Raw genomic sequence first — 13,017 nt, 5'->3', positions numbered from 1 at the left:
CTATCGTGGCCGTAGGGCGGATAAGCGAAGCGTCATCCGCCGGTAATTTGGGGGAGTTAAAAATGTGCGAACTGCTTGGGATGAGCGCCAACGTGCCGACGGATATCTGCTTTAGCTTTACCGGTCTGGTGCAGCGCGGCGGCGGGACTGGTCCTCATAAAGATGGCTGGGGGATTACCTTCTACGAAGGGAAAGGCTGCCGCACGTTCAAAGATCCCCAGCCGAGCTATAACTCACCCATTGCCAGACTGGTGCAGGATTACCCCATTAAGTCCTGTTCCGTCGTCGCGCACATTCGCCAGGCCAACCGTGGCAAAGTCGCGCTGGAAAATACCCATCCCTTTACCCGTGAGCTGTGGGGCCGTAACTGGACCTATGCCCATAACGGGCAGCTCAGGGGGCACCGCACGCTGGACACCGGGCCGTTTCGTCCGATTGGCGAAACGGACAGCGAACAGGCGTTTTGCTGGCTTCTGCACAAGCTGACGCAGCGTTATCCCCGCACACCCGGCAACATGCAGGCGGTCTTCCGTTACATCACAGAGCTGGCGGCGGAGCTACGCGAAAAAGGCGTGTTCAATATGCTGCTGTCGGATGGGCGCTACGTGATGGCGTTCTGCTCCACAAACCTCTACTGGATAACCCGTCGGGCACCGTTTGGCGTGGCAAAACTGTTGGATCAGGATGTGGAGATAGACTTTCAGGAAGAGACCACGCCGAACGATGTGGTTTCTGTTATTGCGACTCAGCCGCTGACGGGTAACGAAACCTGGCACAAAATTGCGCCAGGGGAATCGGTACTATTTTGTCTCGGTGAGCGAATAGTTTGAGGCGAGCTGCGGTTGCGCCGTTGGCGTGACCGGTTTGCTGATTACGTAGTTCCCGCTGATGACCGAGACGCCAGGCGGCTGGTGATTGGCGGTAAAGAAGTCGTAACCCGGCTTCAGCTGCTTCCAGAAGTTGATGTAATAAGAGTACTTGTGGCGCTCCATGTTCGCGTCCGTCATGCGGAACGGATAAATGCTGACCTGGACTTTTGGCTGACCAAACACCAGCGCACCCGTCACAAACTGGAAAATCTCATCAATATTGCTGTCGGTCATGGCGTAGCAGCCGACGGACACGCAGGCACCGTGGATCATCAGATACTGCCCCTGATAACCATGTGAGCGGTCATACGCATTCGGGAAACCAATATTAATGGCTTTATAGAAGCGGCTGTCCGGCTTGAGCTGGCTGCGGTCGACGCTGTAGAAGCCTTCCGGACTCTTAAAGTCGCCCTGGCGCTGCTTTGGTCCCAGACCGCCGGAATAGTTACAGATGCGATAGCTGTCCAGCAGCTGATACTGCTCGCCCATCTTTACGTAGAGCTCAAGGGTGCGCTCTTCTTTAAAGATTTGAATATACACGGGCGAGCCCATTAACTGCTGCTTAAATTCTTTGCTGATTGGCGTCGATGAAGGCGTGCCAGTGAGTAAGCTGGCAAACGACATGAACGGCATCAAAAGCATCGCAATAACGAGTGCGATCTTGGGCATGCTGCGTGATTCCTTGATAAAGCTCTAACCAAATGCCAGGACGGCACAAAAGACCCTGAATCAGACTAATCCGTATTCGGTGCGCTCACATTAGCACCATCAACAAAATTCGCAAGTACAAGTCGCGGGTTTCCAGAAACGGATAGTAATTAATTCGCAGATAAAGTGAAAGAGTTGTTAGATTTGCGTAATAGCTCGCATTGCGGGCCTGAACTTTACCTAATTCTCGCCAATCCGGGCGGCAATAATGCTAAAATCCACCCGAATAATGACCTGCGGATAAGAAAGGACGCTTTCCATAAGTCTGATGCCCTGGCCTGGCCGGGACGACTTAGTACCTGTCGAGCGTTACGAATGGATGCATCACCCCGCTTTCTTACCTGCCTGGCGTGTTTTCGTGGCTGATCGCAGATTCAGCCCATTCGTAGTCGGCTAGCGTTTTTGTCGGTTTTTAATAGCCTATTTTATACGTGATAACCTTATGATAAAAATCAGAAAAGGTCTTGATTTGCCCATCGCCGGCCTGCCCGAGCAGCAAATCTATGATGGACCAGCGATTACACAGGTTGCCCTGACTGGTGAAGAGTACGTTGGAATGCGTCCTTCTATGCTGGTTAAAGAGGGTGACAGCGTCCTGAAGGGACAGCCTCTGTTTGAGGATAAGCGCAATCCGGGCGTAATGTTTACCGCCCCGGCCAGCGGCACCATCAGCGCTATTCACCGCGGCGAGCGCCGTGTTCTGCAGGCGGTGGTGATTGATGTGCAGGGCAATGAAGCGGTCGCTTTTGAGCGCCATGCGCCAGAATCACTGGCAATACTGCCCCGGGAAGTCGTACAGGCTCAGCTGCTCTCTTCTGGCCTGTGGACGGCAATGCGTACGCGCCCTTTCAGCAAAGCACCCGTGCCGGGTAGCGAACCCGCCGCCATATTTGTCACCGCCATGGATACCAATCCGCTGGCGGCTGACCCACAGCCCATCATCCTTGCCCATCGCCAGATGTTCGACGCGGGCCTGACGCTGCTGTCGCGCCTGACGGACGGGAAAATCCACGTTTGCCAGGCCGGTGGCGGCCAGCTGGGCGGGCATCCTGTAGGGCAGGTAACCTTTAACGAGTTTGCCGGGCCGCATCCAGCGGGGTTGGCGGGTACTCACATTCATTTCATCGAGCCGGTAAGCCAGCAAAAGCAGGTGTGGCACCTGAACTATCAGGACGTCATTGCCATCGGCAAGCTGTTCATTGAAGGCGAACTGTGGAACGAACGAGTCATTTCACTGGCCGGTCCGCAGGTGAAGAAACCCCGTCTTATCCGTACCTGTCTGGGGGCCTCTACCGTTGAGCTGACCCGTAATGAGCTGCTGGAAGGGGAAAACCGCGTTATCTCCGGTTCGGTGCTGAGCGGCGTTAACGCCAGCGGCCCGCGTGCATGGCTTGGTCGATTCCATTTGCAGGTGACCGTTCTGATAGAAGGACGCGAGAAAGAGCTGTTCGGCTGGGTTAAGCCGGGGGCCGATAAATTCTCGATCACCCGCACCACGCTTGGCCACTTCCTGAAACGCAAGCTGTTCAACTTCTCCACCGACACCAACGGTGGCGAGCGATCAATGGTGCCAATCGGTAACTATGAGCGCGTTATGCCGCTGGATATCCTGCCGACCATGCTGCTGCGCGACCTGCTGGCGGGTGACACGGACAGCGCGCAGGCGCTGGGCTGTCTGGAACTGGATGAAGAAGATCTGGCGCTTTGTACCTATGTTTGCCCCGGGAAGTACGAGTATGGCCCGGTGCTACGCGAGGTCTTAACCCGCATTGAGCAGGAAGGATAACTCATGGGCCTGAAGCAACTATTTGAAAAAATCGAGCCGCACTTCACGAAGGGCGGCAAATTAGAAAAGTACTACCCGCTGTATGAAGCAACCGCCACGGTGTTCTACACGCCGGGTCTGGTGACGCCGGGTGCGTCCCACGTTCGTGATGCCATCGACCTGAAACGCATGATGATCCTGGTGTGGTTTGCGGTCTTCCCGGCTATGTTCTGGGGTATGTACAACGTAGGGATGCAAACAATCCCGGCGCTGAACAAGCTCTACGGGCCGGAACAGCTGCAGCAGGTTATCTCGGCGGACTGGCACTATGCTCTGGCGCAGATGCTGGGGGTCAGCTTTACCCCGGATGCAGGCTGGCTGAGCATGATGACGCTGGGCGCGGTCTTCTTCCTGCCGATTTACATCACCGTTTTCCTGGTGGGTGGCTTCTGGGAGGTGCTGTTCTCCATCGTCCGCAAGCATGAGATCAACGAAGGCTTCTTTGTTACCTCCATCCTGTTTGCGCTGGTGGTGCCACCCACGCTGCCGCTCTGGCAGGCCGCTTTGGGCATCAGCTTCGGCGTGGTTATCGCCAAAGAGATCTTCGGCGGTACCGGGCGTAACTTCCTGAACCCGGCGCTCGCCGGTCGTGCGTTCCTCTTCTTTGCCTATCCGGCGCAGATTTCTGGCGACCTGGTGTGGACGGCGGCAGACGGTTTCTCCGGTGCGACGCCGCTTTCCCAGTGGTCCCACGGCGGCGGCGAAGCGCTGGTGAACGTGGTGACCGGGCAGCCGGTCACCTGGATGGACGCCTTCCTCGGCAATATTCCGGGGTCTATCGGTGAAGTTTCAACGCTGATGATCCTGATTGGCGGCGCGATTATCCTGTTTGGCCGTGTTGCCTCATGGCGCATCGTGGCCGGCGTGATGATCGGCATGATTGCCACCGCAACCCTGTTTAACTTCATCGGCTCCGACACCAACCCGCTGTTTGCCATGCCGTGGTACTGGCACCTGGTGCTGGGTGGTTTCGCGTTCGGCATGATGTTTATGGCCACCGACCCGGTTTCCGCCTCCTTTACCAATAAAGGAAAATGGTGGTACGGGGCGCTCATCGGCGTGATGTGCGTGCTGATTCGTGTGGTTAACCCAGCCTATCCGGAAGGGATGATGCTGGCGATCCTGTTCGCCAACCTCTTTGCGCCGCTGTTCGACTACGTGGTGGTGCAGGCCAATATCAAGCGGAGGAAATCGCGTGGCTGACGTAAAAAGTAACGATAGCATCGGCAGAACGCTGTTGGTGGTGCTGGTGCTTTGCCTGGTGTGTTCCATCGTGGTGGCGGGTTCTGCCGTTGGCCTCAAGTCGCGCCAGCAGGAACAAAAGGCACTGGACAAGCAGCGTAATATTCTTGATGTGGCAGGTCTTGCGGTGCCAAAAATGACTGGCGAAGAGGTGAAAGCCACCTTCGAGTCGCGCATCACGCCGCGCCTGTTGGATCTGAAATCCGGTGAAATGCTGGACAAAGACCCGGCAAACTACGATCAGGCTGCTGCCCTGCGTGACCCGCAGCAAAGCGTGGAGCTGACTGCAAGCGAAGACCGCGCCGGTATCAAGCGCCGCAGCAACATCGTGGAAATCTACCTGGTGCGGGATGAACAGAACAAAGTGCAGGAAGTCGTGCTGCCGGTCTACGGTAAAGGTCTGTGGTCAATGATGAACGCCTTTGTTGCGCTGAATACCGATGGACGCACCATTAAAGGCATCACCTACTACGATCAGGGTGAAACCCCGGGTCTGGGCGGCGAAGTCGAAAATCCAAACTGGCGCGCCCAGTTTATCGGCAAGAAGCTGCTGGATGACAACGGGCAGCCAGCGCTGCGCGTGGTGAAAGGCGGTGCGCGTCAGGGTGACGAATACGGCGTGGACGGCCTGTCCGGCGCGACGCTGACGTCAAACGGGGTACAACACACTTTCGATTTCTGGATGGGCGAACTTGGTTTCGGCCCGTTCCTGAAACAGGTTCGTGAAGGAGCGCTTAACAATGGCTGATATCTCAGGCATGAAAGAAGTTAAGCGGGTTCTGGTCAGCCCGCTGGTGGACAACAACCCAATCGCGCTGCAAATCCTTGGGGTTTGCTCGGCGCTGGCGGTCACCACCAAGCTGGAAACAGCCTTTGTTATGACGATTGCGGTAACGCTGGTCACGGCATTTTCCAGCATGTTTATCTCAATGATCCGCAACTTTATCCCTAACAGCGTGCGCATAATCGTGCAGATGGCGATCATCGCCTCGCTGGTGATCGTGGTCGATCAGATCCTGCGGGCCTACGCCTACGAGATCTCCAAGCAGCTGTCGGTTTTCGTTGGCTTAATCATCACCAACTGTATCGTAATGGGCCGCGCAGAAGCTTACGCTATGAAGTCTCCGCCGCTGGCGAGCTTTATGGACGGCATCGGCAACGGTCTGGGCTACGGCGTGATCCTGCTGCTGGTGGGCTTCCTGCGTGAGCTGATTGGCAGCGGCAAACTGTTTGGCGTTACCGTCCTGCAAACCGTGCAGAACGGCGGATGGTATCAGCCAAACGGCATTTTCCTGCTGGCGCCGAGCGCGTTCTTTATTATTGGCTTGTTGATTTGGGCGCTTCGCACCTGGAAGCCGGCCCAACAGGAAAAGGATTAACAGACCATGGAACATATGATCAGTCTGTTCGTGCGGGCAGTGTTTATTGAAAACATGGCGCTCGCCTTCTTCCTCGGCATGTGTACCTTCCTTGCCGTGTCGAAGAAAGTCTCTACCGCGTTTGGCCTGGGCATTGCCGTAACGGTGGTGCTGGGTATCTCCGTGCCGGCCAACAACCTGGTGTATAACCTGGTGCTGCGCGACGGAGCGCTGGTGGAAGGGGTGGATCTCAGCTTCCTGAACTTCATCACCTTTATCGGCGTGATTGCGGCGCTGGTGCAAATCCTCGAAATGATCCTCGACCGTTTCTTCCCGGCGCTCTACAACGCGCTGGGCATCTTCCTGCCGCTCATTACCGTGAACTGCGCCATCTTCGGCGGCGTGTCGTTCATGGTGCAGCGTGACTACAACTTCAGCGAATCCATCGTTTACGGCTTTGGCTCCGGCATCGGCTGGATGCTGGCGATTGTCGCCATGGCCGGTATTCGCGAAAAGATGAAGTACGCCAACGTGCCCGCAGGACTGCGCGGCTTAGGGATCACCTTTATCACCACCGGACTGATGGCGCTGGGCTTCATGTCATTCTCCGGCGTGCAGCTGTAAGGGCGGAAAGTTATGGAAATTATTCTTGGCGTGGTGATGTTCACGCTGATCGTGCTGGCGCTGGCGCTGCTGATCCTGTTTGCTAAATCAAAGCTGGTGAACTCCGGCGACGTGCTGATTGAAGTCAACAACGATGCGGACAAACAGTTCCACGCCCCGGCGGGCGACAAGCTGCTTAACACGCTCTCAAGCCAGGGGATCTTTATCTCTTCGGCCTGCGGCGGCGGCGGCTCCTGCGGCCAGTGTCGGGTTAAAATCAAAGAGGGCGGCGGCGATATTCTGCCGACCGAGCTTTCCCATATCAGCAAGCGCGAGGCCAAAGAGGGCTGCCGTCTGGCCTGCCAGGTCGCCGTGAAGCAGGATATGAAAATTGAGCTGCCGGAAGAGATCTTCGGCGTCAAAAAATGGGAATGTGAAGTTATCTCCAACGATAACAAAGCGACGTTCATCAAAGAGCTGAAGCTGCGCATCCCTGACGGTGACGTGGTGCCGTTCCGCGCGGGTGGCTACATTCAGATTGAATCGCCGCCGCACGAAGTTAACTACGCTGACTTCGACGTGCCGGAAGAGTACCGTGGCGACTGGAACAAATTTAACCTGTTCCGCTTCAAATCCGTTGTAAACGAGCCGTGCGTGCGTGCTTACTCTATGGCGAACTACCCGGAAGAAGAGGGCATTATCATGCTCAACGTCCGTATCGCCACGCCGCCGCCGAACGTGCCGGACGCGCCGCCGGGGATCATGTCCTCATATATCTGGTCGCTGAAAGCGGGCGATAAAGTGACGATTTCCGGGCCGTTTGGTGAATTCTTTGCCAAAGACACCGACGCGGAAATGGTGTTTATCGGCGGTGGTGCGGGTATGGCGCCGATGCGCTCCCATATTTTCGACCAGCTTAAGCGCCTGAACAGCAAGCGCAAAATCAGCTTCTGGTACGGTGCGCGCTCGCTGCGCGAAATGTTCTATGAAGATGAGTTTGAGCAGCTGGCGCGGGATAACCCGAACTTCACCTTCAACGTGGCGCTGTCGGATCCGCAGCCGGAAGACAACTGGACGGGCTACACCGGCTTTATCCATAACGTATTGCTGGAAAACTATCTGCGCAACCACCCGGCACCGGAAGACTGTGAGTTCTACATGTGCGGGCCGCCGATGATGAATGCTGCGGTGATCAAAATGCTTAAAGACCTGGGCGTAGAGGATGAGAACATCATGCTCGACGACTTTGGCGGCTGACAGGAGCGCCTATGCTGACCGTTTTTATCGCCACCTTTGCGATATTCCTGCTGGTTGTCTTTGGCATGTCGCTGGGCTTTATCGTGAAGCGAAAATCCATCCAGGGCAGCTGCGGCGGTATCGCAGCGCTCGGTATGGAGAAGGTCTGTAACTGCCCGGAACCCTGCGACGCGCGTAAAAAACGCATGGCGCAGGCGGAACGGCAGGCCAGATACAAAGACCGGCAAATTCTGTAGTTTTGTTAGATGGCGCTGCGCTTATCTAACCTACGCTTGTTTTCCGTAGGCAGGATAAGCGCAGCGCCATCCGACAATCCCCCAACGAATTGCCATGCTCACGTTTTTAACTGTATACTTATCCAGTTAAATAACCGAGCCAGATGAGTATGCGCAAAATCATTCATGTCGATATGGACTGCTTCTTTGCCGCCGTTGAGATGCGTGATAATCCAGCCCTGCGCGATGTACCGCTGGCGATAGGCGGCAGCACCCAGCGCCGCGGCGTGATCAGCACCGCCAACTATCCGGCGCGTAAATACGGCGTCCATAGCGCAATGGCTACCGCCACGGCCCTTAAACTCTGCCCGCATCTCACATTGTTACCCGGTCGTTTTGATGCCTATAAAGAAGCCTCGACACACATCCGGGAAATTTTCTCGCGCTACACCACTTTGATTGAACCGCTCTCGCTGGACGAGGCTTATCTCGACGTGTCCGACAGCCCGCACTGCCACGGTTCGGCTACGTTAATGGCCCGTGAAATCCGCCAGGCTATCTCTGACGAGCTGGACCTCACCGCCTCCGCTGGCATCGCACCGGTTAAGTTTCTCGCCAAAATTGCCTCGGATCTCAACAAGCCCAACGGACAGTATGTGATTACGCCCGAAGAGGTGCCTGCTTTTCTGGAAACCTTATCGCTCGCGAAGATCCCCGGCGTCGGCAAAGTCACCGCTGGCAAGCTTGAAAGCCTGGGGCTGCGCACCTGTGCAGACGTGCAGAAAACCGATCTCGCTTCCTTGCTAAAACGGTTCGGTAAATTTGGCCGGGTGATCTGGGAGCGCAGCCAGGGCATCGACGAGCGGCAAATCAGCAGCGACAGGCAGCGCAAATCCGTAGGCGTGGAGCGAACCCTGGCGGAAGATATTCATGAATGGGCAGACTGCGAGGCCATTATCGAACAGCTCTACCCGGAGCTGGAAAGAAGGCTTAAGAAGGAGAGGCCGGACCTGCTGATTGCGCGGCAGGGCATCAAACTCAAATTTAACGATTTCCAGCAAACCACTCAGGAACACGTCTGGCCGCAGCTGAACAAAGACGACCTGATCGCCACCGCCAGAAAAACCTGGGATGAGCGCCGGGGAGGGCGAGGCGTAAGGCTGGTGGGGTTACACGTGACGCTGCTGGATCCGCAGCTGGAGCGGCAGCTATTACTGGGATTATGAAATGACCCTCACCCTAACCCTCTCCCTAAAAGGGAGAGGGGGCTTTCATTGCTCCCTCGCCCTGCTGAAAGAGAGAAAGGGTGAGAAGCCGTCCGGTTTGCTCCCTCACCCCTTAGGGGAGAGGGCCGGGGTGAGGGGATAAGCTTACTTAACAGGAATTGCTTTCAGCAGTTCGGTCAGCAGGATCCAGTACTGGCCCACGCTTGCGATATGCACCTGCTCATCCGGAGAGTGCGGCCCGGTAATAGTTGGCCCAATCGACACCATATCCATCTCCGGATAAGGCTTCTTGAACAGACCACATTCCAGACCCGCATGGATAACCATGATGTTCGGCGTCTTGTTGAACAGCTTCTGGTAGGTTTCACGTACCAGCGCCATCACCGGGGAAGCCGCATCCGGCTGCCAGCCCGGGTAGCTGCCTTTGGCAACGGTCTGCGCGCCAGCCAGCTGGCCTACGGATTCCAGCATGCTCACCACGTAGTCTTTACCGGTATCGATAAGGGAGCGGATCAGACAGATGATTTCCGCGCTCTCTTCGCTCAGAGTAACCACGCCTACGTTCAGGGAGGTTTCAACCACGCCTTTCACCGCATCAGAGTTGCGGATCACGCCGTTTGGCGTGGCGTTCAGCAGCTTGATAAAGGTGTCGCGGCTGTTTGCCGTCAGGGCAGTTTTATCCGTGCTGGCTGCTTCGACCAGAACGGTGGTGTTTTTCTCCACCGCGCCCAGCTCGTTTTGCAGAACTGCCAGATACTGACCTGCCAGATCTTTCAGCTGTGCTGCTTTAGCCGCAGGAACGGCCAGTACGGCTGAGCCTTCGCGTGGGATGGCGTTACGCAGGGTGCCGCCGCTGAAGTCGATCAGACGCGCATCAAGCTCCGCCGCGTGGGCGAACAGGAAGCGGGCCAGAAGCTTGTTGGCGTTGCCTAAACCCAGATGGATTTCAGCGCCGGAGTGACCGCCCTTCAGACCTTTGATGGTCAGCTTGAAGGTGTCGAAGCCAGCCGGAACCGCTTCACGCTGCACCGGCAGGGTGGAGATGAAATCAATCCCGCCCGCGCAGCCCATGTAGATTTCACCTTCTTCTTCGGAGTCGGTGTTAATCAGGATATCGGCCTGTAGCCAGCCGGCCTTAAGGCCAAAAGCCCCGTCCATACCGGCTTCTTCGGTCATGGTCAGCAGCACTTCCAGCGGGCCGTGAGCGACGGTATCGTCGGCCAGTACGGCCAGCGCGGACGCCATGCCGATACCGTTATCCGCGCCCAGCGTGGTACCGCGAGCTTTTACCCACTCGCCATCGACGTACGGCTGGATAGGATCTTTAGTGAAGTCGTGCACGGTATCGTTGTTTTTCTGCGGCACCATATCGAGGTGCGCCTGCAGAACAACCGGTTTACGGTTTTCCATACCGGCGGTGGCAGGTTTGCGGATCAGGATGTTGCCCACCTGGTCGCGTTCAACGTGCAGGCCCTTTTCTTTTGCCCAGGACAGAATGTGTTCCGCCAGTTGCTCTTCATGATAAGACGGGTGCGGAATGGAACAGATTTTGGCAAAAATATCCCACAGCGGCTGCGGGGATAATTGAGACAATTCAGACACGTTAAGTCTCCCAGGTTTCGAATTTTTAGCTTGCTGGTCACGGTCCGGACCAGGCTCATTTTCACCGCAAGCGGGGCTTGCGCGATGGTCTGAGAATACCACTAACTCTCAGGCCGTGACGACCCAATCCACTTAAAAACAGCTGCTCCCGGCCCGCAACGCTGGTTTTTAGTGCGTCAGATCTCTATAATCTCGCGCAACCAAAACCCCTTTGAACATTTTTAAGCCGTTAATAATAGGCCGGGATACATCACATGAGCGAAAAATACGTCGTCACCTGGGACATGTTGCAGATTCACGCGCGCAAGCTGGCCAGCCGCCTGCTGCCTGCAGAACAGTGGAAAGGCATCATTGCCGTTAGCCGTGGCGGCCTGGTACCGGGCGCACTGCTGGCGCGTGAACTGGGTATTCGTCATGTTGATACCGTCTGTATCTCCAGCTACGACCACGACAACCAGCGCGAGCTGACCGTGCTGAAGCGTGCTGAAGGCGACGGTGAAGGCTTCATCGTCATTGACGATTTGGTTGATACCGGCGGCACCGCCGTTGCGATCCGCGAAATGTACCCGAAAGCGCATTTCGTCACTATCTTCGCTAAACCAGCAGGCCAGCCGCTGGTTGACGACTATGTGATTGATATCCCGCAGGACACCTGGATCGAACAGCCGTGGGATATGGGCGTTGTATTTGTGCCACCGTTAGCGGGCAGATAATACATTCATCCTTTGCATAGATTTACGCCCGGTTAGCCGGGCGTTTCTGTTTTTTACCCCCCGACAGAGTACAATGCTGCATTCCTGACGTTTTCATGGAGGCAAAAGCGATGTCACAGGTCAATCTGAGTGAAGAGCTGTTCAAACCCCGTTTTAAACACCCCGAAACCTCGACGTTAATCCGTCGCGCCCGACATCATTCTGCCCCCAATATTCAGTCCGCGCTGGACGGCAAAACCGTTCCGCACTGGTACCGCATGGTTAACCGCCTGATGTGGATCTGGCGCGGCGTAGACCCGCGTGAAATTCTTGACGTTCAGGCCCGCATCGCCTGCTGCAAAGAGGAACGCACTAACGACGAGCTTTTCGATACCGTTGTGGGCTACCGTGGCGGCAACTGGATTTACGAATGGTCGAAGCAGGCGATGATGTGGCAGCAGAAGGCCAACCAGGAAAGCGATCCGACAAAAGTAGGTAAGCACTGGCTTCAGGCGGCAAACCTCTACAGCATTGCGGCCTACCCGCACCTGAAAGGCGACGCCCTGGCAGAACAGGCGCAGGTACTTGCTAACCGCGCGTTTGAAGAGGCCGCTCCGCGCCTGTCGGGCGACCTGCGAGAGCTGGAGTTCTCCATCAGCGGCGGCGGTTCAATCACCGGCTTCCTGCATATGCCGAAGGGGGCAGAAGGGCCGCTGCCAACCGTGCTGATGTGCGGCGGGCTGGACGCGCTGCAAAGTGATTACTACTCGCTGTTTGAAAATTATCTCGCCCCGCAGGGCATAGCCATGCTGACGATTGATATGCCGTCGGTGGGCTACTCCTCAAAATGGAAGCTCACCCAGGACTCCAGCCACCTGCACCAGCATGTATTGAAGGCCCTGCCGAACATTCCATGGGTTGACCATAACCGCGTGGCCGCGTTTGGTTTCCGCTTTGGCGCAAACGTCGCCGTTCGTCTTGCTTATCTCGAGGCGCCGCGCCTGAAAGCCGTCGCCTGCCTCGGCCCGGTGGTGCACAGCCTGCTGAGCGACCCGGAACGCCAGGCGCAGGTGCCGGAAATGTATATTGACGTTCTTGCCAGCCGCCTGGGCATGTTTGATGCGACGGACGCTGCGCTAAGCGTTGAGCTAAATCGCTACTCGCTTAAGACTCAGGGTCTGCTGGGCCGACGCTGCCCGACGCCAATGCTGTCGGGCTTCTGGGCCAACGATCCGTTCAGCCCGGAAGAGGAGTCGCGTTTAATTACCTCGTCATCTGCGGATGGCAAACTGTTGTCGATCCCCTTTAACCCCGTGTATAAGAATTTTGACAATGGATTAAGAGAAATAACGGGATGGATCAAACAGAGATTGCGTTAAAAATTTGCTAAATCTTAACGGTTTGGTAAAACAGTGGCTTC

General features: G+C 56.3%; 13 protein-coding genes. 11 read left to right on the top strand and 2 right to left on the bottom strand.

The features are described from left to right. Positions 1 to 62: 62 nt before the first annotated feature. On the top strand, positions 63 to 830 hold the full coding sequence (locus AAE045_RS16330; RefSeq protein WP_455548624.1) for a class II glutamine amidotransferase: 768 nt from the start codon (positions 63 to 65) through the stop codon (positions 828 to 830). Here the strand turns inward: AAE045_RS16330 and dpaA are convergent. Beyond that, complete coding sequence (gene dpaA, locus AAE045_RS16325) at positions 801 to 1,538, bottom strand: peptidoglycan meso-diaminopimelic acid protein amidase (RefSeq protein WP_455548623.1); 738 nt, start codon at positions 1,536 to 1,538, stop codon at positions 801 to 803. The two genes, AAE045_RS16330 and dpaA, sit on opposite strands and share 30 nt — an antisense overlap. Positions 1,539 to 2,019: 481 nt before the next feature. Between dpaA and AAE045_RS16320 the strand changes: the two genes are divergently transcribed. The 8 genes from AAE045_RS16320 (at position 2,020) to dinB (ending at position 9,303) form a co-directional block, all read left to right on the top strand. After that, a complete protein-coding gene (locus tag AAE045_RS16320) occupies positions 2,020 to 3,363 on the top strand; it encodes a Na(+)-translocating NADH-quinone reductase subunit A (protein ID WP_455548622.1) in 1,344 nt (447 codons plus the stop codon). A 3-nt stretch (positions 3,364 to 3,366) separates the two neighbouring features. After that, positions 3,367 to 4,605: an NADH:ubiquinone reductase (Na(+)-transporting) subunit B gene (locus AAE045_RS16315; RefSeq protein WP_271127142.1), complete on the top strand. Its 1,239-nt coding sequence runs from the start codon at positions 3,367 to 3,369 to the stop codon at positions 4,603 to 4,605. Further along, positions 4,598 to 5,392 (top strand): Na+-translocating NADH-quinone reductase subunit C, encoded by a 795-nt coding sequence (locus AAE045_RS16310; protein ID WP_455427111.1) that lies wholly within the window; start codon positions 4,598 to 4,600, stop codon positions 5,390 to 5,392. Before AAE045_RS16315 ends, AAE045_RS16310 begins: the two co-directional genes overlap by 8 nt. Continuing rightward, a complete protein-coding gene (locus tag AAE045_RS16305) occupies positions 5,385 to 6,023 on the top strand; it encodes an NADH:ubiquinone reductase (Na(+)-transporting) subunit D (protein WP_455548621.1) in 639 nt (212 codons plus the stop codon). The genes AAE045_RS16310 and AAE045_RS16305 overlap by 8 nt, the downstream gene beginning before the upstream one ends. 6 nt (positions 6,024 to 6,029) lie before the next feature. Beyond that, a complete protein-coding gene (gene nqrE, locus AAE045_RS16300) occupies positions 6,030 to 6,626 on the top strand; it encodes an NADH:ubiquinone reductase (Na(+)-transporting) subunit E (protein ID WP_202302316.1) in 597 nt (198 codons plus the stop codon). Between the two features lie 12 nt (positions 6,627 to 6,638). Next, complete coding sequence (gene nqrF / locus AAE045_RS16295) at positions 6,639 to 7,862, top strand: NADH:ubiquinone reductase (Na(+)-transporting) subunit F (protein WP_455548620.1); 1,224 nt, start codon at positions 6,639 to 6,641, stop codon at positions 7,860 to 7,862. 11 nt (positions 7,863 to 7,873) lie between these two features. Continuing rightward, entirely contained in the window at positions 7,874 to 8,098 is a 225-nt protein-coding gene (gene nqrM / locus AAE045_RS16290; protein ID WP_202302312.1) for a (Na+)-NQR maturation NqrM, read from the top strand. Between the two features lie 149 nt (positions 8,099 to 8,247). Beyond that, positions 8,248 to 9,303, top strand: coding sequence for a DNA polymerase IV (gene dinB / locus AAE045_RS16285; RefSeq protein WP_455548652.1), 1,056 nt, complete (start codon positions 8,248 to 8,250; stop codon positions 9,301 to 9,303). Positions 9,304 to 9,447: 144 nt separating this feature from the next. Here dinB and pepD read toward each other — a convergent pair whose 3' ends face one another. Then, entirely contained in the window at positions 9,448 to 10,905 is a 1,458-nt protein-coding gene (gene pepD / locus AAE045_RS16280; protein ID WP_455548619.1) for a beta-Ala-His dipeptidase, read from the bottom strand. A 254-nt stretch (positions 10,906 to 11,159) separates the two neighbouring features. On the opposite strand from pepD, the gene gpt reads away from it, so the two are divergent. Both gpt and frsA read left to right on the top strand, forming a co-directional pair. Beyond that, entirely contained in the window at positions 11,160 to 11,618 is a 459-nt protein-coding gene (gpt, locus tag AAE045_RS16275) for a xanthine phosphoribosyltransferase (RefSeq protein ID WP_202302308.1), read from the top strand. 110 nt (positions 11,619 to 11,728) lie between these two features. Next, a complete protein-coding gene (gene frsA, locus AAE045_RS16270) occupies positions 11,729 to 12,976 on the top strand; it encodes an esterase FrsA (protein ID WP_455548618.1) in 1,248 nt (415 codons plus the stop codon). Positions 12,977 to 13,017: the final 41 nt, after the last annotated feature.

The organism is Dryocola clanedunensis (assembly GCF_038405435.1).
GTDB lineage: Bacteria > Pseudomonadota > Gammaproteobacteria > Enterobacterales > Enterobacteriaceae > Dryocola > Dryocola clanedunensis_A.
The sequence above is the reverse complement of the archived record's forward strand: the minus strand, read 5'-3'. Positions and strand labels throughout refer to the sequence as shown.